This is a genomic window from Bradyrhizobium sp. T-12 (genome assembly GCF_058314695.1).
Genome location: NZ_CM177756.1, coordinates 2,844,884 through 2,871,466, shown reverse-complemented (window position 1 = coordinate 2,871,466; position 26,583 = coordinate 2,844,884). Strand labels below are relative to the sequence as shown.

The following is a 26,583-nucleotide window of genomic DNA, read 5'->3' as shown; positions in this document are numbered from 1 at the left end:
ATGGAGCCGTTCATGCAGATTTCCGACACTCCCCTATATGACGTCATCATCGCGGGCGCCGGTCCCGTCGGCCTGTTTCTGGCTTGCGAGTTGCGGATGGCCGACTGTTCGGTGCTGGTCCTGGAAAAGACAGACGATCCGCACGCGCCGCTCAAGGGCCTGCCTTTCGGGTTGCGCGGTCTTTCGGCGCCGACGATCGAGAGCTTCGAGCGTCGTGGCCTGCTGGAGCATCTGACAGATCGCACGGCGAGCCGGGAAATACCAACGGGTGCGCACTGGATGCAGCAGCAGCGTCGCCCTGCCGGTCATTTCGCCGGCATCCAGTTCTTCCACGATCAGATCGACGCAACGCAATGGCCATACCGCCTGCCCGGCCGGATCGGGAGCATCGCGGCCGACATGGCTAGCATCGAGGCCGTGCTTGCGATCCGCGCCGAGATTCTGGGTGCGGAGATCCGGCGCGGCTGCGCCGTCGAGGCTCTCAGGCAATCCACGGATGGCGTGACGGTGGAGTCGGCCGGCGGAGCCGTCACGGCCGCTGGCTCGTTGGTTGCGACGGCGGGCGCAGCAGCGTGCGAAAGGCGGCCGGCATCGGCTTCACCGGGACCGATCCGGAATTCACCGGCTATTCCGTGCAGATCGAGCTGGCCGATCCGGCCGCGCTCGCGCCGGGTCGCCATTACACACCTTTCGGGATGTACACCTATGCGGCGCCGGGGACGATCGCGATGGTCGATTTCGACGGCGGCGCCGCGCACCGCAGCGAACTGGAGCGCGATCATGTCGAGGCGGTGCTGCGCAGGGTTTCGGGCGTCGACCTGACGGTCTCCGCCCTGCTGCTCGCAACCACCTGGACAGACCGCGCCTATCAGGCAACGAACTATCGCGCCGGCCGCGTGTTGCTGGCCGGTGATGCCGCGCACATCCATTCGCCGCTGGGCGGCCAAGGCCTGAACCTCGGCCTCGGCGATGCCATGAACCTCGGATGGAAGCTCGCGGCAACGATTCGTGGCGATGCGCCCGCCGGGCTGCTGGACAGCTATTCAACCGAGCGACATCCGGTGGGAGCACAGATCCTCGACTGGTCGCGCGCCCAGGTCGGGCTGATGCGCCCGAGCAGAAGCTCGCGCGCGCTCGAAGCCATTATCCGTGATCTCATCGACACGCTCGACGGCGCGAGCTACTTCGCCGCGCGCGTATGGGGCCTATCCCTCCGCTATGACCTCGGCGAGGACCATCCGCTGGTGGGGCGCAGTGTGCCCGACTTCGAGCTCAGCGATGGGACAAGACTGAACGAGCTCCTCAGAACAGGGAAAGGGCTGTTGCTGGATTTCGGCGCGCAGCCATCGCTTCAAGCGCTCGCAAGCCGTTGGCACGGCCGGATCGCCTATGTTGCAAGCGAAGCAAAGGATCGACTGGGCCTGCTCGCTTTGCTCGTGCGCCCCGACGGCGTCGTGGCCTGGGCCAGCGAACAGGCTGCCGACAACGAGGACGTATCTCGGGCCGCGGCGCGATGGTTCGGTGAGCCCAATGCGAGCTGAAGCCGTTCGCGTCGTCGTCGGCAGCGTCGTTTCGATCTAGCGTGACTTCGGACAATGCAGCCGAAAAGCGCTCTTGAATTCGGCTAATTGAGGCGCCGTCGCGCCCCGCTCAGCGTCGGCCCGACTCGCGGGCAAGTCCAGATAATCGATCGACGCGTCGAACTGGCTTGCCGTGAAGTCGTACCTCTTGCCTTCGATCCTGTTGTAGAAATGATCGCCGGCCGGCAGCGGCGTCTTCAAAAGCTCGCCGCCGAACATGTCGTGAATGAGCAGCGAGGTGACATTGCACTGTCCCGCCGCCGGATTGCTCGCGGTCCATTGGCTCGCTGTCGATGGCGACCATGCCTTGCGCAGCGCTCTGCGAACGTCGTCGGGATCGAAGCTCATCGTCGTCTCCGGCTTGGCATCGACGAATGAAGTTTCGGATTATTCGATATTTGTCTTGTACGATTGTTTTGCCCGACAGATCAAGTGCAGCACTGCTCCGAGTCCGCGAATGCCGCTCGAACGGCCAATTTTTTCCGATGACTTATCAAGCCCTTGGCTACTGTGCATGGGGTTGTTTTTCATCTTTTTGAGTCTGGCCCTCCAGACACGACAACGCCCCGGAGCTTTCGCGCCGGGGCGTTGCCTGCAACAGGTGGCGTGATCAGCTCTGCGAGCGCCGCGCCATGAAGATGTCGTAGCCGACCTCGGCGACCTGGAACCAGGCGTAGCCGTCGCTCGTGAACTTGGCGAGCGAGTCGTGCACCTTCTTGAAGTTGGGGTTGGTCGCGGCGACCTCGGCGTGCAGCTCCTTGGCGGCCTTGTGGCAAGCATCCATGATCGACGGCGAGAACGGATGCAGCTTGGTGCCGCCCGCCAGCAGCTTCTTCAGTGCCAGGGGGTTGGCGGTGTCGTAGCGCGCCATCATGTAGTTGTTGGCGTAGTGGCCGGCCTGCTCCAGCACGCTCTGGTAATATTTCGGCAGCGCGTTCCACTTGTCGAGGTTGACGAAGGCCAGCAGCATCGGCCCGCCCTCCCACCAGCCGGGATAGTAGTAGTGCGGCGCGATCTTGTAGAAGCCGAGCTTCTCGTCGTCATAGGGGCCGACCCATTCGGCGGCGTCGATGGTGCCCTTCTCCAGCGCCGGATAGATGTCGCCGCCGGCGAGCTGCTGCGGCACCACGCCGAGCTTCTGGAGCACGCGACCGGCGAAGCCGCCGATGCGGAATTTCATGCCCTTGAGATCGTCGGGTGTGTTGACCTCTTTCCTGAACCAGCCGCCCATCTGGCAACCGGTGTTGCCCGCGAGCAGCGAGACGACGTTGTAGCCCTTGTAGAATTCGTTGAGCACGTCGCGTCCGCCGCCCTGCATGTACCAGGCCTGGTTGATGCGCATGTTGGGACCGAACGGCACGGCCGAGCCGAATGTGAAGGTCGGATCCTTGCCGAAATAATAGTAGGACGCGGTGTGGCCGATTTCGCAGGTGCCGTTCTGCACGGCATCGAGCACCTGGAGGCCCGGGACGATCTCGCCAGCCGCGAAGATCTGGATCTGGAATTTGTTGTCGGTCGCCTCCGCGACCATCTTGCACATCATCTCGGCGCCGCCAAACAGCGTGTCGAGCGACTTCGGCCAGCTCGTCGGCATACGCCATTTGATTTCCGGCATCGACTGCGCGATCGCGGGAGCCGCGAGCGTGGCGGCGCCGGCCGCGCCAAGACCTGTGACCTTGATGAAGTCTCTTCTCTTCATGATTTCCTGCCCTGATGTATCAGTGATTGTGGGCCTTCTTGCCGAGGCTTGGAACCAGCATGACGCAAGCCGGGACCGAATGCCATCCCGATCGCACTGCGGCAAAGAAAAAGCCCGGCCTCCACGGAGGCCGGGCTTTTAGTCTTGCGACTTTAGACCTAGGCGATCAGCCGCGCGTGCGCGAGCGGATCATGAAGCTGTCGTAGGTATATTCGGCAACCTGCCACCACAGATATTCGTCGGAGCGATAGGCCTGCATGGCGTCGATCGCCTTCTTGAAGTCGGCGTTCTTGGCCGAGACCTCGCCCCACAGCTCGTTGGTCGCCTTGAGGCAGGCTTCCAGCACCTCGTTGGTGAAGGGACGAAGCTGGGTGCCGCCGGCAACCAGGCGCTTCAGGGCCGCCGGGTTCTGCATGTCGTAGCGCGCCGCCATCCAGGTGTTGGCATTGGCCGTCGCGTTGGTGAGGATCGCCTGGTAGTTCTTGGGCAGCGCATTGAACTTTTCCAGGTTGGCGAAGGCGTGGACGGTGGGACCGCCCTCCCAGAAGCCCGGATAATAGTAGTACTTCGCGACCTTGGCGAAGCCGAGCTTCTCGTCGTCGTAAGGCCCGACCCACTCAGCCGCGTCGATGGTACCCTTCTCCAGAGCCGGATAGATGTCGCCGCCGGCGAGCTGCTGCGGCACCACGCCGACCTTCTGGAGCACCTGGCCGGCGATGCCGCCGATGCGCATCTTCAGGCCGGAGAGGTCGGCAACGGTCTTGATCTCCTTGCGGAACCAGCCGCCCATCTGGGTGCCGGTGTTACCGCACGGGAATCCGACCACGTTCGACTTCTTGAAGAACTCGTTGGCGAGCTCGTTGCCACCGCCCTGATAGAGCCACGAATTCTGTTGGCGCGCGTTCAGGCCGAACGGCACCGAAGCGAAGATTGCGAAGGTCGGATCCTTGCCGACATAATAGTAGGACACCGTGTGGCACATCTCGACGGTGCCGCTGGATGTCGCGTCGAGCGCCTGCAGGCCGGGAACGAGTTCACCGGCGGCGAACACCTGGATCTGGAATTTGTTGTCGGTCATCTCGGCGACATACTTTGCCACCTGCTCGGCACCGCCATAGATGGTATCGAGCGATTTCGGGAAGCTCGAAGTCAAGCGCCACTTCACCTCGGGCGAGGACTGCGCGATCGCCGGCGAGGCCACCGCGGTCGCTGCCGCGCCTGCTGCCGACACTTTCAGAAAATCACGACGCTTCATCTTCAGGTCTCTCCTTGCTGGGGCGTTTCCCCTTAACTTCTCTTTTGCCACCGCTCATTCCGGCGACGCGCCAGGGACGCGTCGAACCGAAGGGGCTTGACTGCGGTGGGCCTTTAACACGGACGGCCCGGTTTCGGAACGCGACAATGGCATGACGGGGCTCTACGAAAGTCGCATGTCCCCAGAAGTCATGAGGGCGCGCGCCGCGGGCGGCCGATTCAGGCCGCTGCGATCACACCCTTGAGCTGGTCCCGGACCTGACCCGCAATGGCGCGGTAGATCGCCGCATGGGGACCGTCCGGCTCGCTGTCGACGACGGGATTGCCGGCGTCCGACGTGGCACGAATCGCCATGTGCAGCGGGATCTCGCCGAGGAACGGGACCTCGAGCTTCTCGGCCTCGTGCCGCGCCCCGCCATGGCCGAAAATGTCGGACTTGGTGCCGCAATGCGGGCACTGGAAATAGCTCATGTTCTCGACGATGCCGAGCACGGGCACGTTGACCTTCTTGAACATGGCAAGCCCCCGCCGCGCATCGATCAGGGACAGGTCCTGCGGGGTCGAGACGATCACCGCGCCCTTGAGCGGCACGTTCTGCGCCAGGGTGAGCTGGGCATCGCCGGTGCCCGGCGGCATGTCGACGACCAGCACGTCGAGCTTGCCCCATTCGACGTCGCGCAGCATCTGCGTCACCGCCGACATCACCATGGGACCGCGCCAGATCATCGCGGTCTCTTCCTCGACCAGGAAACCGATCGACATGATGGCGAGGCCGAAACGCCGGAGCGGAATCATCTTGCGCTCGTCGTTCAGCTCCGGCTTGTCGTGCAGGCCCGTCAGCCGCGGCACCGAGGGACCGTAGATGTCGGCATCGAGCAGCCCGACCTTGAGGCCGAGGTCGCGCAGGCCGAGCGCCAGGTTCAGCGCGGTGGTCGACTTGCCGACGCCGCCCTTGCCGGAGGCGACTGCGATCACGGCGGCGACGCCGGGGATCTCCGACTGCCGCGCCATGGGCGATTGGGCGCCGCCCTGCGGCGGCGGCTTGTGGGCATGCACCGGCTGCACGCCCGGCGCGCCGCGGCTGGGTTGCGGAGGCGGCGGTGGTGAGGAGCCCGGCTTGCGCTCGGCGGTCAGCGCCACCATCACGGTGGTGACGCCGGGGATGGCGCGTACGGCGGCCTCGGCCTCGGCCCGGATGGATTCCCAGGCCCTGGCCTCGGGGGCGTCGACATTGATCGAGAAGAACACCTTGCCGTCGGACGCGCTGATCGCGCTCAGCACATTGGCATTGGTGAGCGCGACCCCGCGGGGCGACTTGATCCTGGCGAGGCTGTCGAGAACCTGTTGCTGCGTCACGCTCAAAGTACATCTCCTGGACGGAGCCTGATCCGGACCCGGAGGGCCGCAGCAGCGCAAAGCGTGGAGCGGCTTTCCGGCAAGGTCATGCTCGAAACTCTGGGATGCCCCATTAGAGCGGAAACGCCCAAAAGGCTACTGCCTGCCGATATCGTCAGCCATCTCGGCGGGCGCCGCTCCCTGCTCCCTGGCGGCCTCGTAATTCAGCTCGATCATGACCCCGTTGGGGTCGTTGACGAAGATCTGCCAGAGCTCGCCGCCGGGCACCTGGCGGGAGTCGAATTTCATGCCCTTGGTGGTCAGGCGCTGCTTCATGCCGTCGAAGCCGCGGCTGGCGAAGGCGACATGATGCACGACACCGGAATCCGGCTTCTGCGGCTCCGCCGTCGCCGAGATATCGACGAGGTGCACCACCGGCTTGCCTTCGCTGTACATCCAGGCGCCTGGGAAGGCGAAATTCGGCCGGGGGCCTTTTTCCAGGCCCAGCACGTCCTCGTAGAAACCGACAGTCTCGGCCAGATTCCGGGTCCGGATGTTGAAATGATCGAGGACGCCAACGCTCACGCCGCCCAAGCCCGATGCCATGTTTCGCTCCCTTTTTCGAAGTCCTTAGGTCCGCCATCCTAGCACAGGAGGCCGCCAAACGAAGCCGTTGCCCTCCGCCCTTAACGGTTTATGGTGCGCCTCCGATCCGCCCTCGCGGCGGAACTTCGAGGGTGCCGCCCGGCGCCCTCACCCGGCTACAACCGTAAATCTCAAAACTACGGACAAGGTACCACACATGGCTAAAGTCGCTTTCCTCGGTCTCGGCGTGATGGGCTTCCCCATGGCCGGACACCTCGTGAAAAAAGGGGGCCATGAGGTCACCGTCTACAACCGCACCGCGGCCAAGGCGAAGGAATGGGCGGACAAGTTCGGCGGCAAGACCGCGGCGACCCCGAAGGCGGCCGCCGAAGGTCAGGATTTCGTGATGTGCTGCGTCGGCAACGACAACGACCTGCGCGCAGTCACGATCGGCGCCGACGGCGCCTTCGCCGGCATGAAGAAGGGTGCGACCTTCGTCGATCATACCACCGCCTCGGCCGAGGTCGCGCGTGAGCTGGACGCAGCCGCGACCAAGGCAGGCTTCAAATTCGTCGATGCCCCGGTCTCCGGCGGCCAGGCCGGCGCCGAGAACGGCGTGCTGACGGTGATGTGCGGCGGTGCGCCCGATGCCTATGCCGGCGCCGAGCCGATCATCACGGCCTCCTATGCGCGGATGTGCAAGCTGCTCGGGCCCGCCGGAAGCGGCCAGCTGACCAAGATGGTCAACCAGATCTGCATCGCCGGTCTGGTGCAGGGTCTCTCCGAGGGCATCCACTTCGCCAAGAAGAGCGGCCTCGACGTCGCCGCCGTGATCGAGACCATCTCGAAGGGGGCCGCGCAGTCCTGGCAGATGGAGAATCGCTACAAGACCATGAACGAGGACAAGTACGATTTCGGCTTCGCGGTCGAATGGATGCGCAAGGACCTCTCGATCTCGCTGGCTGAAGCCCGTCGCAACGGCGCCAACCTGCCGGTCACCGCACTGGTCGATCAGTTCTATTCCGAGGTCGAGAAGATGGGCGGCAAGCGCTGGGACACCTCCAGCCTGCTCGCGCGCCTGCAGCGCTGAGGAACGCCTCGGCGGTCGCGGCCGGGCAGCCGCGACCGTCACGGGTCTCGAGGCCGCACCTGCGCCGCGATGCGGCCCGCATTGAGCTGAAGAACGAATACCGGGGGGACTGACTTGCTGAGCGTGATAGCCGCCGTTTTCATCGTTGCGTACGCTGCCATCGCGCTCGAACATCCGCTTGGCGTCAACAAGAGCGCGTCGGCTCTCTTGGGAGCGGGCCTGCTCTGGACCATCTACGCGGTGTCCGTCGGCGATGCCTCGCTCGTCAACCACCAGCTCGACGAATCCGTGGCCTCGACCGCGCAAATCGTCTTCTTCCTGATCGGCGCCATGACGATCGTCGAGGTGATCGACGCCCACAACGGCTTCGAAGTCATCACCTCCGTCATCCGCACCACGAAGCAGACCACGCTGATGTGGATCATCGGCTTCGTGACGTTCTTCCTGAGCGCGATCCTCGACAATCTGACGACCACCATCGTGATGATCTCGCTGATCCAGAAGCTGATTGGCCACAAGGGCGATCGCCTGCTGTTCGCCTCCATCATCGTGATCGCCGCGAATGCCGGCGGCGCCTGGACCGTGATCGGCGACGTCACCACGACGATGCTCTGGATCGGCGGCCAGATTTCGCCCGTCAACATCATGAGAGCGGTGTTCCTGCCGTCACTGCTCAACCTGCTGGTCCCGCTGCTCATCATCGGCTATTCGCTCAGGGGAAAGGAGATCGTCCCTCCGCTGCAAGGGCGCGATCAGGCCCTCAGGGTCGAGGTGTTCGAGCGCAATCTGATGTTCTATCTGGGCCTCGGCACCCTGGTGGCCGTACCGGTTTTCAAGGCCGTAACGCACCTTGCGCCGTTCATGGGTATCCTTTTCGGGCTGGGCATCCTCTGGCTGGTCGGCGAGGTCGTGCATCGTCACAAGGACGAGGATGCGCGCCGTCCCCTCACCCTCGTCCATGCGCTGACTCGAATCGACATGGGCTCGATCGTGTTCTTCGTCGGCATCCTCATGGCCGTCGCGTGCCTGGAGCACGCCCGTGTCCTCGAATTGTTGGCGAAATGGCTCGACGCCACGGTCGGCCGTCTAGACATCATCGTCATCCTGCTCGGTCTGTTGAGCGCGATCATCGACAACGTGCCGCTCGTCGCGGCGACGATGGGCATGTACAATCTGGTGCAATATCCGCCGGACAGCTTCCTCTGGGAGTTCATCGCCTATTGCGCAGGAACCGGCGGCTCGATCCTGATCATCGGTTCGGCCGCGGGCGTCGCCGCCATGGGCCTCGAGAAGATCGAGTTCTTCTGGTACGCCCGCCGGATCGCGGGCCCCGCCCTCGTCGGCTATCTGGCGGGAGCGATGGTCTACATCGTGCAGCACGCGGCGCTGCACTGAACCGCGCAGGCGGGATCCAAATTAACGCCGGGTTAACGTAATTCTTTAGCTCCTTAAGTCACCTCTTAAGGATTTCTTGCCAGAGATAGACAATGCAGAAGGCCCGCGTCCGGCGTGGGCAGGAATCGTTGTTGCTTGATGAGTAACCCCGCTGAAAAGCCAGAGGTAGTGCAGCTTCCGGCCGAGCCGGTGAGCGCTCCATCGGCGAGCAGCCGACGGGCTGCGGCGCAGCGGGTCCGCGAGGCGCGCGATAAGTTAACGTCGACCAGTGGAACCCGACCGGCGTTCGACGCCGAGATGCTGCGCCAATATGCTCAGACGCGGCTGTCGGCGTCCTATGTCGTGATGCTGCTGGTGGTCGCGACCGGCGTGCTGTTCGGCCTGTGGATGCAGCCAATCCCTGCCGCCGCCTGGACCGCCGGCATGCTCTGCATCCACGCGGCGATGATCCGCAGTTGCCGGCGCTTCCTGACCGAGCCCTCTTCCCCTGCGGCGACGCGTGCATGGCGGACGCGCTTCGTCGTGCTCGATCTGCTCTACGGCCTGTGCTGGATGGCGATCCTGATCCATCCCGTGCTCGACATGGTCACGGAAACGCTGATGATGTTCCTGATGCTGCTGGTGATCGCAGTATCGAGCATGGTCGCCGCGAACTTGCCGATCGCGGCCCTTGCCGCCACCGCGCCGGTTGCAGTCGCCATGGCGCTGAGCTTCGCGATGACCGGCTCGCTGGACAATTACATCCTGGCCGCGCTCGCGCTCGCCGCCGAAGGCTATTTCGTGCTGCTGGCGCATCGCCTGCACTCCTCCACCTTTGCCGCGCTGGAAGCGCGCGCCGAGAAGGACGCCCTGATCGGCGAGCTCGAACAAGCCAAGGCGATCTCGGACGAAGCCCGCCACCGCGCCGAATCCGCCAACGTCGCCAAGTCGCGCTTCCTCGCCCAGATGAGCCACGAGCTGCGCACGCCGCTGAACGCGATCCTCGGCTTCTCCGAGGTGATGAAGAGCGAGATCTTCGGCGCGCATGCGGTGCCGGTCTACAAGGAATACTCGGCAGATATCCATAATTCGGGCGTGCACCTGCTCAACCTCATCAACGAGATCCTCGACCTGTCGCGGATCGAGGCCGGCCGCTACGAGCTGAACGAGGAAGCAGTGTCGCTAGTCGGCATCGTCGCCGACTGCCATCATCTGATGAAGCTGCGTGCCTCGAGCCGCGGCATCACCATCCACGAAGTGTTCGAGCAGGCCATGCCGCGGCTCTGGGCGGACGAGCGCGCGATCCGCCAGGTCGTGCTCAACCTGATTTCCAACTCGATCAAGTTCACCCCGCAGGGCGGCGAGATCTGGCTCAAGGCCGGCTGGACCGCCTCGGGCGGGCAATATCTCTCGGTGAAGGATACCGGCTCCGGAATCCCCGAGGACGAGATCCCGGTCGTGCTCGCCTCGTTCGGCCAGGGCTCCAACTCGATCAAATCGGCCGAACAGGGCGCGGGCCTCGGCCTGCCGATCGCCAAGAATCTGATCGACCTGCATGGCGGCACGTTCACGCTGAAATCGAAACTGCGCATCGGCACCGAGGTGATCGTCACCTTCCCGCCGGAGCGGGTGATGAGCGCGCTTGCGCCGCTGTCGGATGATTCGCCGCCGCTCCAGCCGGAGAGTTCCGTACTGCCCGACGAGAAGCGTCGGCCGCGCCACAAGCCGATCATGAGCGCCGGCACCGGCTCTTAACCAGAAGCTTGCAGAGATGCCCGACCATCCCCCACTATGTCCGAATGAGCAAAGAAACGCCGTGCGTCGCCGTCTGCATGATCGATCCCAGGACCAAGCTGTGCTTCGGCTGCGGCCGGACCTTGCCCGAGATCGCGCGTTGGCACGCCATGGAAAGTGCCGAACGGCTCGCGGTCATGGCTCTGTTGCCGGCACGCATGACGGAAGCCGGACTAACTCCGATCGCGCCATCGCCGCAACGCAGCTGAACGGCCCGCGCGCCCGCGGAGGCGCACGATGATCCGCTTCCTGCTCGTTCTCGTCATGCTCGCCTGCACGGCAGGCGCGGTCGTCGCTTATGGCGATCCCGACCAGATCGCGCGCGCCAGCCACAAGGTCTCGCACATCTTTCGCACGCAGCCGGTGGCGCTTGCCCCTGCGGTGCAGATCCCGCGCGGCCAGGGCGGCGAATTTGCACTCAAGGCCAAGATCAACGGCGTTGCGGCGCCGATGGTGATCGATACCGGTGCGACGTCGGTGGTGCTGACCTGGGAGACCGCGAAAGCCATCGGGCTCCCGCTCGAGATGCTCGAATACGATGTCGATCTCGAAACCGCGGGCGGCCATACCAAGGCGGCGCGCCTCACGCTCGACCGTCTCTCCGTCGGCCATCTCGTCGAAAAATCAGTGCCGGCCCTCGTCGTTCAGCGCGGGCAGATGAAGACCAATTTGCTCGGCATGAGCTTCCTCGACCGCCTGGAGAGCTGGGGCGTCCGCGCCGACAAGCTGATGCTGACCGGCTATCCCGAGCTTCAGAGCAGCCACCGCCGCTCGCGCACCGCGATCGACTAGATCGCAGCGGGACGCAGCGCCACGGCCCGGGCTAGATCAGCGGAGATCCCTGCCGCAGATTCATGTGGCGGTTGACGTCCTTGTAGAGAAGGTAGCGAAACCGGCCGGGGCCTCCTGCGTAGCACGCCTGCGGGCAGAAGGCGCGCAGCCACATGTAGTCGCCGGCCTCGACCTCCACCCAATCCTGGTTGAGACGGTAAACCGCCTTGCCTTCGAGCACGTACAAGCCGTGCTCCATGACATGCGTCTCCGCGAACGGGATCGTCCCGCCTGGCTCGAACGTCACGATGGTGATGTGCATGTCGTGGCGCATGTCGGCGGGGTCGACGAAGCGCGTCGTCGCCCACCTGCCCTCCGTGCCCGGCATTGCGACCGGTTCGAGCGTGTCCTCGTTGACCACGATAGCTTCGGGCGCGGCCAACCCCGGCACGCGCTGATACAGCTTGCGGATCCAGTGAACCTGCGCAGGGCCCTCGCCGCGATTGCGAACGCTCCAGGCGCAGCGCGGCGGCAGATAGGCGAAGCTGCCAGGCCTCAGCTCAAACTCTCGCTCCGACAATTTGAGGGTCAGCTGGCCGCCCGCGACGAACAGCGCTCCCTCCGCATCGTCGTCCGGTTCCGGCATGTCGCTGCCGCCGCCAGCTGCGATCTCCATGAGATAGTGGGAGAACGTCTCGGCGAAGCCGGAGAGCGGTCGCGCCAACACCCAGACGCGCGTGTCGTCCCAGTGCGGCAAATAGCTGACGACGATGTCGCGTTGCACGCCGCTCGGGATGACAGCATAGGCGTTGGTGAAGACCGCGCGACCGCTCAGGAGATCCGTCTGCGGCGGCAGGCCACCCTGCGGTATGTGGTAAGTGCGCGACGACATGATCAAGCCTCGGGTTATCGACAGGATATATCAGCTTGCAGCTGGGTTGAAACCGAGCTGTATCGTCTCACCCAGCCACACTTCTTCGAGATTGTCGCCCTCACCCTTGCGGTCGACGACGAGGAACGGGCTTCTGTCCTTGAGCACCAACAGCGGGTGGTGCCAGCAATTTCGGGCATAATTCACGCCCTGATGGCCTTTTGCTGCGAACGCCCGGTAGCTCGACGAGATGTGGGGATCCGCGCAGACAACGACCAGCCAGTCCGCCCCGTTCAAGGGCATGAACATCTGGCTTCCCAGCGGATGGCGCTCCATCAGGCTGATCGCGATCGGCGCCGGCCGCACCGAGGCGACAAACCAGCTGATGTTGACCTGTCCGCCTTCCGCGGCAACGTCGATATTGGCGAGCCCGTTGAAGCGCTGAGCGTAGCCCTGGTTGATCGAGAGGGGCGTCTTCCCATCCGTCTCAACGACGTCTCCGAACAGAGCGAACGCCTGCTTCGTCAAAGGCTCGATCGCGAGTGTCACCATTGGGGGCCTCAAGCGCTACCGTGCTCAAAGGGGCTGCAGGCCCGCGACGGGAGCATCGGCATTAGCCGGATCGACCCGCAGATTGTCAACCGAAGGATCAATCTCGCCGTTCAGAATGCGACGCGCCTTGGCGTGATCGAGGTCGCCCTCCCACGAGGCGACGACGACGGTCGCGACGCAGTTTCCGACATAGTTGCCGAGCGCGCGCGCGATGCCGATGAACCAATCCACCGACAGGATCAGCACCAGTCCAATCGCCGGGATGGCCGGAATGGCGGCGAGCGTCGCAGCGAGGACGACGATGGCCGAACCCGGCACACCATGAGCGCCTTTGGAGGTGAGCAAGGCTACGCCGAGGATGGCCAGGAGATCGCCCGTGGCAAGCGGCGTATTCGTCGCCTGTGCAATGAAGATTGCCGCCAGGGTCAGGTAGATCGAGAACGCATCCAGATTGAACGAGTAGCCGGTCGGGATCACGAGACCAACGGTCGATCGCTTGATCCCGAGCAGCTCGAGCTTGCGCATGGTCTGCGGCAGCACGCTGTCGCCCGCGGCCGTCCCGAGCACGATCAACAGCTCTTCGCGCAGATAGGCCAGCAACTTGAACAGGCTGAACCCGGAGAGCCGCATGATCGCTCCGAGAACGACGACCACGAACAGAACCACCGCCAGGTAGAACAGGGCAACGAGGCCCCCGAGCTGCTTGAGCGAACCGATGCCGTATTTCCCCACGGTGAATGCGATTGCACCAAAGACGCCGATCGGCGCGAGCCGGACCACGAAGTTCATCATCTTGAAGATGATCTCGTTCACCCGCTCGACGAACTCGACCACGGGTTTCGCGCGCTCGCCGCACAGCGACACGGCGCAACCGAACATGATCGAGACGATCAGGACCTGCAGAACGTCGCCGGAGCTGAAAGCGCCCACAAGCGTCGAAGGAATGAGCTTCATCAGGAATTCGGAGACACCTCCGCCGGCGACCTGGGCGGCGGTCTGGCTGAACCCGCTGAGCGCCTTGGCGTCCAACGCCTTCGGATCGATGTTCATGCCGGCGCCCGGCTGGAAATAATAGGCGAGCGCAATGCCGAACACCAAGGCGACCGTGGTGACGACCTCGAAATAGACGAGCGAACGAATGCCGACCCTTCCAACCTTGGAAAGATCACCGGCCGCCGAAATACCCTGCACGACGACGCAGAACACGATCACCGGCACCAGCATCTTGATCAGCTTGATGAAGCCGTCACCCAGAGGCTTCAGCTGCACCGCGGTGTCCGGATAGGCGACGCCGAGCGCAATGCCGGCGGCGAGCGCGACGACGACCTGGAAGAAGAGTGACTTGAAGATCTTGGGCATGAAGATTTCCTCGCTCGCTGCACGTCGATCTGGCTTGGTCGGCCGAAGCCTTCGCCATTCTTGTCATTGGCAGCGACGCGAGGTCGCCGCGGAGGGAGCGTTTCGCCGCGACGGCACGCGTGGAAGGCTCCATCGGTCATTCGTTGACCAGGTGCGACATTAAGTCCAATATATAGAGCGACAGGATTGATAGGCTTTCACTATGGATCTCCGCCAGCTTCGGTACTTCATCGCCGTCGCCGAAGAGCGCAGCTTCACCCTCGCCGCCCGGCGCCTGAACCTGTCGCAGCCGCCGCTCAGCCAACATATCCAGGCTCTCGAGGCAGAGCTCGGGACCCGGCTGCTCTACAGGACCAGCCGCAAGGTGGAGTTGACGCAGGCGGGAGAAGCCATGCTGGTGCGGGGCCGCGCCATCCTGCAACAGGTCAAGGCCGCGGAGGACGAGGCACGGTCAATCGGCGCCGGCCTGATCGGAACGCTGGATGTCGGAGCGACCGGCTCGATCCTGCGCGGCCGTCTCGCAGAGCTGCTCGCCGCGTACCGGAAGGTCGCTCCGCAGGTGAGGATGACCGTGCATGAGCAGGCCCCGGCCCTGCAGATCGCGGCGCTCCTCAGCCGCACGACCAACATCTGTCTCATCCGTGGAATTCCCACCGAGCGCGACCTGACCAGCAAGCTTGCATGGCGGGAAGAGGTCGTCATCGCAATGCCCCGCACCCATCAGCTGGCGCGCCGCAAACGCATCGCCCTCGGTGAACTGGCGTCCGAGGATCACGTCATCCTCGATCCCAATAGCTCCGATTTCGCGCGATACGTGCAGACGTGCTGCGTCGATGCCGGCTTCCTGCCAAAGGTGTCCCAGCAGGTCGTCGACGCCCAGTCGATCCCGAGCCTGATCGCCGCGGGTTTCGGTGTGGCGCTCGTGCCGCAGTCGATTGCCCGCTTCACCACCGCCGACATCGCATTCCGTCCGGTCAGACCCTCGCCGCCCACGGCCGACGTGTTCCTGGTCTTCAGGGCGGACGAGACGTCGATGGTGGTGCACAACTTCATCAAGCTCGCGCTTCGATACCTGAATCCTCGGAAGGGGCTGGGGTAGAACCCACAACGCCGATCTTGGCCGGGCCTCTCGCGCATCGTTCATCATCAGACCCAGAGCGCGCAAGGGAGGATTCAGATTCAACTCGGCGAAAAACCACTCGACCTTTCCAGGATTTCATGAAGGTCAAACGCAGTTGCGGCGTGATCATTCGCCTACCTGCGGACATGCCGTCTTGCAGCGACAAGCATGACGCCGGCAGCGTGCGCGGACGATGAGAGCGTGATCAGATCGGATTTGATTGGCCCAGCGGAGGTGCCCCTCTCCCGCTTGCAGGAGAGGGTTGGCCCAGCACCAGCCGGGGCACACAGATCATTCGGGTCTCACGAGCGCGCCCCCAGCGCTGGCTTGACGGGATCGGTCACGACCGGTCGGTCACGGCCGGAGTTGCTCATCATCGCCGTAAGGTAGGTTCGCAGTTGCCTTGACGACCTCCTCGACCTTCTGCGATGCCGCCTTGAAGCCGTCTTGACACGCCGCAAGATCATCCTTCACCTCACCGGCGTATGGACGGCGCTGCGAGTCGAGCTTGGCAACCTCCAACGCATGCTTCCACAGATCCTTGTTCTGCTCGGCACGCAGATTGAACTCGTTCTTCGCTGCCAACAGCGACCCGGTTGCCAAGTCCCGCTCCGCTTTCGTAGCCTCGCGGTCCAGGAGACCCGCCGGCGTCTTCGTGAAGGCCTCTTTCACGTTCTTGTTCTTTGCAACTGTGAATTTCTGTTCGGCCTCCTGTATCGGCTGAGCCTGTCGTTCGGCCGATACAGCCAACCGCACCTTCGGGTCCTTCGCCTGCTCGAGCAGGTATTTGGCATAGTCGATGTGGACCGTCTGGTCGGTACGGTCGCCCAAGGCTTCGCCGACCTTCTTTGCAAACAGCTGCGTTTCGTAATTTGCCTCGGCGACGTCAACGGCATGTTGCTGGTATTGGGAATTGATCTGCCAATCCCTGCCGGGGGTGCGATCGTAAGACACGAAGTTCTCGACAGCGATGGCCGCCGCCCGCTCGCTTTTCGTTGCCGCCGCACCAATTCCGCTCGCCAGCAGCCCGGACGACACCGGAGGCTTCTGCGCTTCCGGCTTGGCGTCCTTGCTCTGGTCCTGCGCCGACACGATCTGGCTGTTCAGCCTGTCGGCGATATCCGCAACGATTCCCATTTTGACCCTTCACTGTTTCACCGGCGTCGCAGGCACGCGATTGCCGGGTGGCAACTGAGCTAACACGCCGATGCGCACCTGCCTGTGCCTGATGTGACTGTCATCGCAGCTCATCGATGAGTCGCGCCGCTGCGAGCGGCCTTCAGGACGCGAGGCGACGAGGCGGCAACGTCGCCCGACGGCGGCTCAAGGTTTGCTGGCTCCACCTGCCGCCGCCGCGGCAGCAACTGCCTTTTGCTGATCACGATACTGTGTCGCGTATCGAATGACGTCGTTTGCGTCGTCGACCGCTTTCTGGCGGATGCGATTGGTTGCGGCATTCGTTCTCGGCGTTTTCGGATCGTGGTCCGACTTCAGCCAGTTGATATGGTCTTGCTCGGCCTGCTTGGCCGCCTCGAACGCCTTCGTGAGCCGCTTATCCGCATCCACCGCGATGCCCGCCGGCGTCAGCGTCTTGGCCAGCTCTTCTGCGTGCGCGAGGCGATCACCCGCATCCAACCGCTGCTTATGGGTAGCGCCGGGATCCTGGTAAATCCTGTGATATTCTTGCTTTGCAAGCGCGACCTGCTCTTTTGCCAACGCCAGCGCCTTGACCTTGAGCGCAGCGTCCTTTTCCTGCGCCTCCTTCTTCTTCTCCGCCTTGAGCGGTGCGAAGGGATCGCTCTTGCCCGGTTTCGGGGCACTGTGCTTGTCGATCTCGGCGAATTCCTTGTTCAGACCATAGTGATGATCGAGAAATTCAGCGACCGCCGTCTCGGCCTTGGACGCTCCTGCCGGCATCGGCGGCGCGGCCGGCTGCGGCTTGACCGCGGGCGGAGGCGTCTGCACACCGGAAATACCTGCACTCTTCCGGGCAGGTGTGGATTCGGCTTGTGCGGTTCGCGGCGCAGACGGTTGATGTATCGTCCGCGTCGCCGCCGGATCTATCGTCGAGCCGCTCATCTCATTCTCCATGATAGCGCGTCAGATATCCGCCTCCATCGAGCGGTGTCGCCATCATGCACACCGCCGCCGGCCGCCGCGTCATGCGAAAGCAGGAGACTCGGCATTCCTGCGCTTCGCCGGACGGTCATCGGAGCATCGGCTCGGCCACGCCGTCCAGCTCGACGAGCAACTCACGCGCCAGCGCGGCGTCCGGCCTGTCGCCGGCGGTCTGCATGACTTCGAGCAGAATCTCGCGCGCCGCGGCGCGATCTCCGCTGCGATAGAGCGCCATGGCCAGGAAGGCCTGCTGCGTATCGGTCGGCGGCAACGCCCGCATTGTCCTGACTGCGCCGGCGTAATTGCCCGCAGCCAAGTCCACCAGGGCGGCGCCGATAAAGCCCGCCTCTTCCGCCGGTCGCGCAGCCTGGACGCCGGCAAAGATCGTCGCGGCCTTGGCCCCCTGTCCGCGCGACAGCGCCATGAAGCCCAATTCGGCGAGTGTCCGTACGTCGTCGGCCGTGAGCTCGATCATGCGGGTCCAATCCAGAAGCGGTTGCTCTTCGAGGCATCAACCGCCGAGGATATAACGCAGCGATCAAGCTGCAAGCGGACAACTGCACAGCACTTGTCACATGCGGCACACGGCTCGCCGCTTTCATGATCTATTACGACGCTCACTTCGTTTTCGTACCCGAGGGGATGACAGAGGGAGTTCGTTTACGGCACATGCTTTGTCGTCATTGACCAACCCGCCGGCGCCGCGCCTCCGACGATCGGAGGATTATTGCCCGATCGTGCCCCGCTATAACCGGAGCCGCCCTGCGGCACCCACGCCTTGAAACAACGCGAGCGCCAAGATGTCCGTTGCGATTCCACGAAGACCTCCCATGCACGATGCGGACGAACGCGCCGAGCTCGGTGAAGCGGAGCGCCTCATCGCCCAGGGAGCGGTTCGCAAGGCGCTCGGACTGGAGCCGGTTGATCTTCGCCTCGGCCTCGACGTCGCGCGCAATCAGCTTCAGAAGGGCGCGCCAATCGAGGCCTTCCGTACCTATGCTGCCCTCGTCGTATGCGATCCCAGCGATCCAGAGCTTCAGGCCGGACTTGCCAATTGCGCCTTGCTGCTCGGCGAACACAGCCTTGCCCTCCATGCCGCGTCGGCGATCGTTACGCTCGCTCCGTCGGATCCCCGCGGCTACTTCTTTTCCGGACGCGCCTGCCTTGCCATGGGCCAGCTCGCCGAAGCGATCGAAGACCTGACGGAGTCGACGAGGCTGGCCAGAGGACGGCAAGGTGATGCCCCTGCCATTCGCGAAGAAGCCAGGAAGCTGCTGGACCGGATTGCCTTGCTCAAGAAGTAACCGCCATGTCGGCCGAGCCCGCAGTCCATCGCGACATTCCGGAACCGGCCGATGCCTACCCGGCGGCGACCGAATTTCAACTGCTGGAGCAGCTCTTCGTCGCGGCCGCGGGCGCACGAGGCCTGCCGGGCCGCAAGATTATCGCGCGACTGAAAGACGGCGTCATGCTTGGCCAAGCGCTCGGAATCAAGCGCGAGCCCATTGAACTCCTGTACGCCCGGGCACATCGCTGGGGGACGATCGGCGAACACGCGAGGGCCGAACGGCTGTTCCGGGCGCTCTGCATCATCGAAGCCGGCTGCGCCGATCACTGGGTCGGCCTCGGAGTCTGCCTGAGGGCGCGTTCACTCTGGCCGGAGGCGGTGACCGCGTTCGAGCGTGCGGCGGCGCTGCGGCCACACTGGGACGTCCCGCATTTGCACCTGCTCGAACTGTGCGCCCGCCGCCGCGACTGGACCAAGGCCGCGGCCGAACTTGCCGCCTTCGACCAGAAGACGACGACGCAGACACCGCCTGCCCTGAAAGCGGAAGCCGACCGCTACCGCATCGCCATCGAACTGCACCTGTCCGAACAATCGGACGCGCACCACGCGGGAGAAGCCGGGCCATGACGCCGATCGAAGGCCTGCTTCACACGCTCGATGGCCTCTTGCGAACCAGCACGGCGGTGGAGATCGCCAAGGCGCTCGCGCCGGACTCGGATGATGCGACGTCGTCGGAGATGCCCGCGGCCGGCAGCTACGGCACCGGCGCCACGTCCTCGCAGGCGAACTCGCCCGGCTTTGCCGGCCTGCGGTCGCCTACGGCATTTTCCGACCGGCTCGAGGCCGAGATCGTCCGCGCGGTGTTGATGAGTCTCACCGGAAGCGGCAACCCCGGTACACCCGAGGCGCACTCACTCATGCTGACGGCCGCAATCCGCCAGGCCCTGGCCGCGCAGCCGGAGATCGCCGCGGAGCAGCAGGGCTTCGCCGGGGAAGATGCCGCTCAGTTGCTCGCCACGCCGCCTTCAGCCGCCCGTCTCGCGATGCCCTTGCATCAGCAGGTCGTCGCGAGCGGTTTCCGGACGGAGCTGTGGGACGGCGCGACATCCGGATCGAACGCGCAGCCACGGCACGGCGAAGCGACCGATACCGCGACGACGCTTTCTACCTCACAACCAACCGCGGACTCGACCGCTGCACCTGACCAGCCATCGCGGGCCGCGGACAAGGCGCTCAGTCCCGGCAATTTCATTGCGGCGGGCTCTTCCGTGAACGAGATGCGAGGCATCATCGCTTCGTTCGCGTTGAACGCCGCCATGATTCCGGGATGGCCCTACCAGACGCAGTTCGTGGCCGGCGCCCCGAAGATCAGCGAGGAGGAGCTTCTCGCTTATCTGGCGAACATGGGCGCTCAGGGCGAATTGGTCGAGAAGCTCCGGAAGTCGCGGCCGCCCGCCGGCAAGCGGTTGCTCTTGTGTCTGGCGGCCATGCTGACAGCAGTTGAGACGGTCGTCGACGCGATCGCCAGTGAGCTCGCCCTGCTGGCCGGGGACGAAACGGCGCTTGCGCAGGATCGGGCGGCCGCGAACGCGCATGGCCGGACCGGCGCACGGCATCGGCTCTACATCGAGTGATTTTCTGCACAACAGCCGCCGTGCGGCCCGACTAGGCTCGCGCCATCCATCAAGCGAGGGAAAATGCAATGTCCTCCGTCTCAGGCGTCTCCCCCTATGCGTCCTCCCTCTGGCTCGAACTGCCGAACGAGCCGGCCGGGGGCCCACGCCCGGACGGAACATCGGGGGCGTTCGCCACCGGCCTGCCGCCCATCGGGCCTTCGAGCGACGACGCCAGCCTGCAGCTCGTGCTCTCGATCCTGCGGAGCGACAGCGACAAGGCCGCGGCGAACCGGATTCGCGCGCTCCTGACCGGCTTCGCCGGCGTGATCGGTGCGTTCGGTGCCAATGCCATCCAGCGACAACGGCTGGTCGAGCAGAATGCCGCCAATGCGGCCGAGATCGCCGGCCTGCAGCAGCAGAAGAGCAGTGCCGCGTCCGATCTTGCCACTGCCCAGGACAGGCTGCAGCACGACCAACAACTCGACCCTCCCGATCCCGATCTCGTCAAGGCCGACATGGATGCCATCGCGGCGATCCAGGCCTCGATCGCCACGCTGACGCAGACGATCGGCAATCTCCAGGCTCAATCGGACGCAAACGCTGCCAGGATCGCCGGCCTGCAATCGGGCTTCCTCAACGGCTTCGCGTCGATCGCAGCCGCAATCAGCCGCAACCTCGCCAGCCAGCAGCGCGCCGTTGGCACCGACAACGACAGCTCGATCAGCCTGATCGAGAGCATCTACGCCGATGTACAGCAGTTCCTGAACGAGGCCCAGGCCATCAAGGAGCAGCGGCTGCAGCAGGACAGGACGGCCGACGAAAAGGAGATCTCGACGCAGCAGACCGAGGTCTCGACGCGGCAGAACGCCGACACGGCGGCAACGCCGCGAGTTACGGCTGAGACCGCTGCCGACAATCGGGCGGCCGCCTTGGAAACGGCAGCTCGCAGCGCGAGGGACGACGCGATCGCGCAAGCCGGCCGGCAATCGCAGCAGACGCTCGGCCTCGATTCCGCGCGCGCGAACGAGCTGGCCGGGCCATCGGCAGCGGCCGACGATCCGTCAGCACGGCCCGACGATATCGGACGGACTGACGCCGCGGCGATCATCGCCGCGCAGGCTGCACGCCCCCCAACGGACTCTACCGCAGATGCGCGCAAGGACGATCCTACGCGGGACGACCGCGGGCCTGACCGCGGCATCGCGCTGGGTCCTGACAGATCGGAAGCCCCTGCTCCTCAGGTCGACGCGCGCGACGCCGCGACCGCCGTCCTGCAACACGAACGCACCGCGAATGCCGATGCCGTCGCGTCTGCCGAACGGGCCGTGGCTAACCGCGAGATCGCGGTCCGGTTTCAGCGGCGCGATGCGACCGACCAGGGCGCGCTCCTCAACCAGTTGGTCGACCATGCCGACCGGCTTGTCGCGACGTTGAACCATCTCCTCAATCCGCCGGCGGCCTCAACCGGCCCGTCAGGACACGGCCTCACGCCCGCGAACCTGCAGGACGGCTCGGGACGGCTGCGGATCCCAATCTAGCCCGTCCGCGCGAGCCGAGAGGCGGGCCTGCCGCCGCGACCGCCGCCAGACGATACGAGGAATTGAACATGCTGACCGGTTTCCTGCGAACGATCTCCAAGCGAAACGACCTGATGCTGGCATTCATGCTGGTCTGCATCGTCTTCATGATGATCCTGCCGCTGCCGACGCAGGTGATCGATCTCCTGATCGGCATCAACCTGACGCTCGCGGCGATCCTGCTGATGGCCTCGGTCTATCTTCAGAACGTGGTCGAACTGTCCTCGTTTCCCTCGATCCTGCTACTCACCACGCTGTTTCGTCTCGCGCTGGCAATCTCCACGACCCGCCTCATCCTGATCCAGGCCGACGCCGGCCACATCGTCGAAACGTTCGGCCAGTTCGTCGTCGCGGGCAATCTCGTCGTCGGCCTCGTGGTGTTCCTGATCCTGACCATCGTCAATTTCATGGTCATTACCAAGGGATCCGAACGGGTTGCGGAGGTGTCCGCACGGTTCTCGCTCGATTCGATGCCCGGCAAGCAGATGTCGATCGATTCTGACATGCGCGGAGGCCAGATCGAGCTCGGCGAGGCGAAGCGCCGGCGCAATAAGCTCGAGAAGGAAAGTCAGCTCTACGGCGCCATGGACGGCGCCATGAAATTCGTCAAGGGCGACGCCATAGCCGGCCTCATCATCATCGCCATCAACCTCATCGGCGGCATCGCTATCGGGACGCTGCAGCACGGCATGACGGCCGCCGAGGCGCTGGAGCGCTACTCGCTCCTCACCATCGGCGACGGCCTGGTCTCGCAGATTCCGGCGCTGTTCATCTCGATCACAGCCGGCTTCATCGTCACCCGCGTCTCCTCCGAGGAGAACAAGGATCTCGGCACCGACATCGCCTCCCAGCTCATGAACGAGCCCAAGGCCCTGATGATCACGGCCGGCATCCTCGGTATTTTCGCCATCGTGCCCGGCTTCCCGCCGATCGTCTTCATCGCCTTGTCGATGGCCTGCGCCGGCGCCGGCATTCTGACCGCGCGCGCCCGCAAGCGCAATTTGTCCGACCAGCGCACGCAGGAAATGCCGGCGCTCGCGGCGGCCCTCTCCGGTGGCGACGTCCCCTCCTTTCCGAAGGAGGATGCCGAGGACAACGAGCCGATCGAGAACGTGAAATTCACCCTCGTCGTTCCCCTGATCGTCGACCTCTCCTCCGCGGTGCGCAACTCGATCCGTCCGAACAAGCTCGACCGCGAGGTGGCGCGCGTGCGCCGGGCGCTCTATTTCGATCTCGGCGTGCCGTTCCCCGGCGTTCACCTCCGCCTCAACGACAATCTGCGCGAGGGCCAATACCGCATCCTGGTGAACGAGATTCCGGTGGCCGCGGGCATGCTGCAGCCGAACTGGTTCATCGTTCGCGAGACGGAGGAAAACCTCAACATGTTCGAGATTCCATTCGAACGCGGCGAGGACTTTCTGCCGAACACGCCCAGCTACTGGGTTCAGATGAAGCATCTGCCGCTGGTCGAGCGTGCCGGCATGCAGGTCATGACGCCCTCCAGCATGCTGACCTATCACCTGGCTCACGTGCTGAAGAGCCACGCGTCGGAGTTCATCGGCATTCAGGAGACCATGTACCTAATGAACCAGATGGAGGACAATTTCGCCGAGCTCGTGCGCGAGGCCACGCGCGTCCTGCCGGTCATCACCATCACCGACGTTCTGCAGCGGCTCGTCATGGAGCAGATCTCGATCCGCGACATGCGCACCATCCTCGAAGGGCTGGTCGAGTGGGGGCAGCGCGAAAAGGATCCCATCATCCTCGTCGAGCACATGCGCGGCGCCATGTCCCGCTACATCACCCACAAGTTCTCGGGCGGCCAGAACATCATCCCCGCCTACCTGCTGTCGAAGGAGATCGAGGACGCCGTGCGCGGCGCCGTCCGGCAGACCAGTGGCGCCTCCTATCTGGCGCTCGCGCCCGACATCCATCGCCAGCTCATCGCCTCGATGAAGAACGTGATCCGCAGTTCCGGCCAGCACGGCCTGTCGCCCGTTCTGCTCGCGCCGATGGATATCCGCCGTTTCATGCGCAAGGTCATCGAGCGCGACTTTCCCGATCTGGCCGTGCTGTCCTATCAGGAGCTCGAGCCGAGCTCGAACGTGCAGCCGCTGGAGAGAATCAAGCTCGTCAACCAGCTCTCCGCCGCGTGACCTCGACCGCCGCCACCGCAGGGCCGGCCGGCCAGGTCGATACAAGGCTTCGCGTCGAACATTGGCGGGTGCGCATCTACAGCATCGGCTTCATCGTTTCCTACCTGCTTTATCTTGGCTCGGGCGGCTTCGAGCACTGGCCCGTGGTTGCTGCTGCGGTGCTCGTCACGACCGGCTTCGGCGCATGGAAGATCCACCACCGGTGGCTGCGCGGCGGCCTCGTGGCTGGAACGATCCACGCGCTGCTGTTTCCGTTCCTGGTGGAGGCCGTGTCGGCCGGCGAACCGCTCGTCGCCCTCGTCGCCCGCTTTCCCGTCTGGCCTCAGCTTCTCGTGACGCTGATGGCAAGCCGTGCATTGGCGAGCGAAAGCCACCTCGCTTTCGCGCGCTTCTGGCTACGGCCGCTCGACCGGACCGGACCGGTCGAGATGCAGTCGGCCGCGGCGCCGGTCGCCCTCGCCTGCTTCCTCATCCTCCTGTTCTATCTGGTGATACCTCACCTCTTCGCTCCCGGCTCCGGACAGGTGCAGTCCGTCGTCGTGTCCGCCGTGCTCGGACGGACCATCGTGCACAGCGCCATCGTCTTCCTGTTCCTTGTCGTGATGGCCTCGATCGTCGACGCCGCGTCCTTGCACATCGCCGACAGAAGGGTGATCGCCGGCTTCAGCCGCACGATCGAGGCCGAGCGCGGCAATGGTCGCCGCGTCGATCTCTCCGCCATCCTCACCCGGCAGCTCGCCCCGGCCGCTCACACCCGCGCGGTCCGGTTGCTGAATGCCGCGATCGATGGCGCGGGAGCGGAGGTTGCAGGTCCGTCGCGCCTGACGGCGCTGTCTTTCGATCGTTTCCAGTGGGCGTCACGCCAGTTCGTGCGGTCGCTGCTGCCGCTTCTGCCGCTGCTCGGCTTTCTCGGTACGGTGATTGGCCTCGCAAGCGCGATATCGGACCTCCCCCATGATCTGAACGCTTCGTCGGGCCACAATATCGACATTTCCGCGAGCCTCGCCGGGCTCGCGGTCAAATTCGAGACCACGCTGCTCGGCTTGATCGCAAGCATCATCTGCTCGCTCGCCCTCGGTCTGCTCGAGAAGCGGGAAACCGAACTGGCCGCGATGTGCATGCTGATCGTGGACAAGACACGGGAGGCCCGATGACCAACCCGCCCGGGATCCTCGGGGCCGTCATGCCCGATCACGAGGAATTCGATCCAGTGCTGGCGGGCGACCCGCTGGCGGATCTCCTGCTCAGCGTCGCAGCCATCATCGTGTTAGCGGTCCTCGCCATCCTGCCCAGCCTGCCGCAGCGAGACGCATCGACGGCGGAGGCGGAGGTCGAGTTTCAACTGGATGGGCGCCGCGTGACACCCTGGCTGGCCACCGCAGCCGGTCTTGCGATCGACGCTCCCCCGACAACTCTGATCCCGCTGGACCGCATGTTCCTCGACCAGACCCTGGCCGCGACATTGCAGGGGATGCAGCGCACCAGCGAACCGCTGGTGTTGTTCATCGCGCCGGGCGGCAGCGAAGCAGCGTTTCAGCTCGAGGTGATCGCGAGCCGGCATGGAATTCGGCGCATACGCCAGGTGCGGCTGGATTCCGGTTGCGAACGAACCATCGCGCTACACTGCGCGCGGCGGCCGCCTCTTCCAAGCGAGCAAGTTCGATGAAATCCGCGCCGGCCGGCCTATCCGCCCTGACCGACATTGCCGCGAATTTGTTCGCATTGTTGCTGCTCGTTCTCATCCTGCTGCTCGGCGCCCGGCCGGGATCACCGGGTTCCCCCGCGACGGCCCTTTCGCCCATCGACGTGGAGAACGATCTCGTCAGTGTCGACCGCACACCGCTTGGCAGCGAGGATCTCTTCGACCTTCTGTACGAACGCCGTCAGGACTCGGACTCGATCCGCATCGACCTGCTCAACCAGGGGATCGTCGTGACATCGCAGGGCCGGACCGCACGTCTCGGCCTCGCCGACGATGTCACGCCGCGCCTCGCTCGTCTGATCGCGCCGCGTAAGGTTTCCATCGGGCTCTATGTGTTCAGTCCACGCTTCTACCGGGCTGTGCTCGCGGCCCTTGAGGCATCGGGCGCGAGCTGGCGCGAAATGTCGGTGCCGCAGGCGCTCAAGAGCAGCTCGGTGACAAGCGACCACGGCTGGTCTGACGATTTCATGGGATTGGTCTCGAGGCCCTCCGATCGCGCGCGGTTCCGCCATGGACTTGCCCGGCTGCTCCAGTCGGGCGGCGACGAGGCAGCCGCACGGGCGTTCAAGGCCGCAGGCGACCAGATGCAGCCGAGCAGCACCGGCGATCGAATCGCGCGCTGGTCACGGGCGGCCCTCAACGCGATCGTCATCCTGGGCGGGCTGATCTTCATCATCTGGGTGGAATTCTGCCGACGCCGGGCATTGTCGGCCGCCACGACGTAGCGAGACACGGAGACAGC

25 protein-coding genes and 1 pseudogene are annotated in these 26,583 nt (G+C 64.5%); 15 read left to right on the top strand and 11 right to left on the bottom strand.

The genetic code is table 11. From position 1 onward, the window contains the following. Positions 1-12: 12 nt before the first annotated feature. A pseudogene (locus AC0WRY_RS13385) lies at positions 13-1,541 on the top strand (FAD-dependent monooxygenase). Positions 1,542-1,577: 36 nt separating this feature from the next. Here AC0WRY_RS13385 and AC0WRY_RS13380 read toward each other — a convergent pair. The 5 genes from AC0WRY_RS13380 to AC0WRY_RS13360 all read right to left on the bottom strand — a co-directional run bounded on the left by AC0WRY_RS13380 (position 1,578) and on the right by AC0WRY_RS13360 (position 6,462). After that, the gene (locus AC0WRY_RS13380) at positions 1,578-1,928 is read right to left on the bottom strand and encodes a YunG family protein (protein WP_194407429.1); all 351 of its coding nucleotides are present in this window, start codon (positions 1,926-1,928) and stop codon (positions 1,578-1,580) included. Positions 1,929-2,190: 262 nt separating this feature from the next. Beyond that, a complete protein-coding gene (locus tag AC0WRY_RS13375) occupies positions 2,191-3,279 on the bottom strand; it encodes a TRAP transporter substrate-binding protein (RefSeq protein WP_194407428.1) in 1,089 nt (362 codons plus the stop codon). A 166-nt stretch (positions 3,280-3,445) separates the two neighbouring features. Beyond that, a complete protein-coding gene (locus AC0WRY_RS13370; protein WP_194407427.1) occupies positions 3,446-4,534 on the bottom strand; it encodes a TRAP transporter substrate-binding protein in 1,089 nt (362 codons plus the stop codon). A 218-nt stretch (positions 4,535-4,752) separates the two neighbouring features. Beyond that, complete coding sequence (locus AC0WRY_RS13365; protein WP_194407426.1) at positions 4,753-5,895, bottom strand: Mrp/NBP35 family ATP-binding protein; 1,143 nt, start codon at positions 5,893-5,895, stop codon at positions 4,753-4,755. Between the two features lie 129 nt (positions 5,896-6,024). Further along, positions 6,025-6,462, bottom strand: coding sequence for a VOC family protein (locus tag AC0WRY_RS13360; RefSeq protein WP_194408252.1), 438 nt, complete (start codon positions 6,460-6,462; stop codon positions 6,025-6,027). A gap of 208 nt (positions 6,463-6,670) precedes the next feature. Here AC0WRY_RS13360 and AC0WRY_RS13355 point away from each other — a divergent pair, with 208 nt between their 5' ends. The 5 genes from AC0WRY_RS13355 to AC0WRY_RS13335 all read left to right on the top strand — a co-directional run bounded on the left by AC0WRY_RS13355 (position 6,671) and on the right by AC0WRY_RS13335 (position 11,503). After that, positions 6,671-7,543, top strand: coding sequence for an NAD(P)-dependent oxidoreductase (locus AC0WRY_RS13355; protein WP_194407425.1), 873 nt, complete (start codon positions 6,671-6,673; stop codon positions 7,541-7,543). 114 nt (positions 7,544-7,657) lie between these two features. Beyond that, complete coding sequence (nhaD, locus tag AC0WRY_RS13350) at positions 7,658-8,938, top strand: sodium:proton antiporter NhaD (protein ID WP_194407424.1); 1,281 nt, start codon at positions 7,658-7,660, stop codon at positions 8,936-8,938. A gap of 138 nt (positions 8,939-9,076) precedes the next feature. Beyond that, positions 9,077-10,672, top strand: coding sequence for a sensor histidine kinase (locus tag AC0WRY_RS13345; RefSeq protein WP_211418211.1), 1,596 nt, complete (start codon positions 9,077-9,079; stop codon positions 10,670-10,672). A 44-nt stretch (positions 10,673-10,716) separates the two neighbouring features. Beyond that, positions 10,717-10,920: a DUF1289 domain-containing protein gene (locus AC0WRY_RS13340; protein WP_491123230.1), complete on the top strand. Its 204-nt coding sequence runs from the start codon at positions 10,717-10,719 to the stop codon at positions 10,918-10,920. A gap of 28 nt (positions 10,921-10,948) precedes the next feature. Continuing rightward, positions 10,949-11,503 (top strand): TIGR02281 family clan AA aspartic protease, encoded by a 555-nt coding sequence (locus AC0WRY_RS13335; RefSeq protein ID WP_211418213.1) that lies wholly within the window; start codon positions 10,949-10,951, stop codon positions 11,501-11,503. Positions 11,504-11,534: 31 nt separating this feature from the next. On the opposite strand, the gene AC0WRY_RS13330 is transcribed toward AC0WRY_RS13335, so the two are convergent. The 3 genes from AC0WRY_RS13330 to dctA are packed head-to-tail and all read right to left on the bottom strand — an operon-like array spanning position 11,535 to position 14,264. After that, positions 11,535-12,374 (bottom strand): bifunctional allantoicase/(S)-ureidoglycine aminohydrolase, encoded by an 840-nt coding sequence (locus tag AC0WRY_RS13330; protein WP_491123229.1) that lies wholly within the window; start codon positions 12,372-12,374, stop codon positions 11,535-11,537. Positions 12,375-12,404: 30 nt separating this feature from the next. Further along, on the bottom strand, positions 12,405-12,905 hold the full coding sequence (locus AC0WRY_RS13325; protein WP_211418215.1) for an ureidoglycolate lyase: 501 nt from the start codon (positions 12,903-12,905) through the stop codon (positions 12,405-12,407). Between the two features lie 24 nt (positions 12,906-12,929). After that, positions 12,930-14,264, bottom strand: a complete 1,335-nt coding sequence (gene dctA / locus AC0WRY_RS13320) for a C4-dicarboxylate transporter DctA (RefSeq protein ID WP_491123228.1) — start codon at positions 14,262-14,264, stop codon at positions 12,930-12,932. A gap of 202 nt (positions 14,265-14,466) precedes the next feature. Here dctA and AC0WRY_RS13315 point away from each other — a divergent pair, with 202 nt between their 5' ends. Then, on the top strand, positions 14,467-15,363 hold the full coding sequence (locus AC0WRY_RS13315; RefSeq protein ID WP_194407417.1) for a LysR substrate-binding domain-containing protein: 897 nt from the start codon (positions 14,467-14,469) through the stop codon (positions 15,361-15,363). A gap of 375 nt (positions 15,364-15,738) precedes the next feature. On the opposite strand, the gene AC0WRY_RS13310 is transcribed toward AC0WRY_RS13315, so the two are convergent. From AC0WRY_RS13310 to AC0WRY_RS13300, 3 genes are all read right to left on the bottom strand, one after another. Beyond that, the gene (locus AC0WRY_RS13310) at positions 15,739-16,521 is read right to left on the bottom strand and encodes a hypothetical protein (RefSeq protein ID WP_491123227.1); all 783 of its coding nucleotides are present in this window, start codon (positions 16,519-16,521) and stop codon (positions 15,739-15,741) included. A 186-nt stretch (positions 16,522-16,707) separates the two neighbouring features. Continuing rightward, complete coding sequence (locus AC0WRY_RS13305; protein WP_491123226.1) at positions 16,708-17,463, bottom strand: hypothetical protein; 756 nt, start codon at positions 17,461-17,463, stop codon at positions 16,708-16,710. Between the two features lie 127 nt (positions 17,464-17,590). Further along, complete coding sequence (locus AC0WRY_RS13300) at positions 17,591-17,977, bottom strand: tetratricopeptide repeat protein (RefSeq protein WP_491123225.1); 387 nt, start codon at positions 17,975-17,977, stop codon at positions 17,591-17,593. A gap of 355 nt (positions 17,978-18,332) precedes the next feature. Between AC0WRY_RS13300 and AC0WRY_RS13295 the strand changes: the two genes are divergently transcribed. The 8 genes from AC0WRY_RS13295 to AC0WRY_RS13260 all read left to right on the top strand — a co-directional run bounded on the left by AC0WRY_RS13295 (position 18,333) and on the right by AC0WRY_RS13260 (position 26,566). Beyond that, the gene (locus tag AC0WRY_RS13295) at positions 18,333-18,806 is read left to right on the top strand and encodes a pathogenicity island protein (RefSeq protein ID WP_194407413.1); all 474 of its coding nucleotides are present in this window, start codon (positions 18,333-18,335) and stop codon (positions 18,804-18,806) included. Positions 18,807-18,811: 5 nt separating this feature from the next. Then, positions 18,812-19,417: a hypothetical protein gene (locus AC0WRY_RS13290; RefSeq protein ID WP_491123224.1), complete on the top strand. Its 606-nt coding sequence runs from the start codon at positions 18,812-18,814 to the stop codon at positions 19,415-19,417. Further along, positions 19,414-20,424 (top strand): hypothetical protein, encoded by a 1,011-nt coding sequence (locus AC0WRY_RS13285; protein ID WP_491123223.1) that lies wholly within the window; start codon positions 19,414-19,416, stop codon positions 20,422-20,424. Before AC0WRY_RS13290 ends, AC0WRY_RS13285 begins: the two co-directional genes overlap by 4 nt. A 68-nt stretch (positions 20,425-20,492) precedes the next feature. Further along, positions 20,493-21,944 (top strand): hypothetical protein, encoded by a 1,452-nt coding sequence (locus AC0WRY_RS13280; protein ID WP_491123222.1) that lies wholly within the window; start codon positions 20,493-20,495, stop codon positions 21,942-21,944. A 68-nt stretch (positions 21,945-22,012) separates the two neighbouring features. Beyond that, on the top strand, positions 22,013-24,139 hold the full coding sequence (sctV, locus tag AC0WRY_RS13275) for a type III secretion system export apparatus subunit SctV (RefSeq protein ID WP_491123221.1): 2,127 nt from the start codon (positions 22,013-22,015) through the stop codon (positions 24,137-24,139). Beyond that, on the top strand, positions 24,136-25,293 hold the full coding sequence (locus AC0WRY_RS13270; RefSeq protein ID WP_194407408.1) for a MotA/TolQ/ExbB proton channel family protein: 1,158 nt from the start codon (positions 24,136-24,138) through the stop codon (positions 25,291-25,293). Before sctV ends, AC0WRY_RS13270 begins: the two co-directional genes overlap by 4 nt. Beyond that, on the top strand, positions 25,290-25,805 hold the full coding sequence (locus AC0WRY_RS13265; protein WP_194407407.1) for a hypothetical protein: 516 nt from the start codon (positions 25,290-25,292) through the stop codon (positions 25,803-25,805). Before AC0WRY_RS13270 ends, AC0WRY_RS13265 begins: the two co-directional genes overlap by 4 nt. Beyond that, on the top strand, positions 25,802-26,566 hold the full coding sequence (locus tag AC0WRY_RS13260) for a hypothetical protein (RefSeq protein ID WP_194407406.1): 765 nt from the start codon (positions 25,802-25,804) through the stop codon (positions 26,564-26,566). Before AC0WRY_RS13265 ends, AC0WRY_RS13260 begins: the two co-directional genes overlap by 4 nt. Positions 26,567-26,583 lie beyond the last annotated feature (17 nt).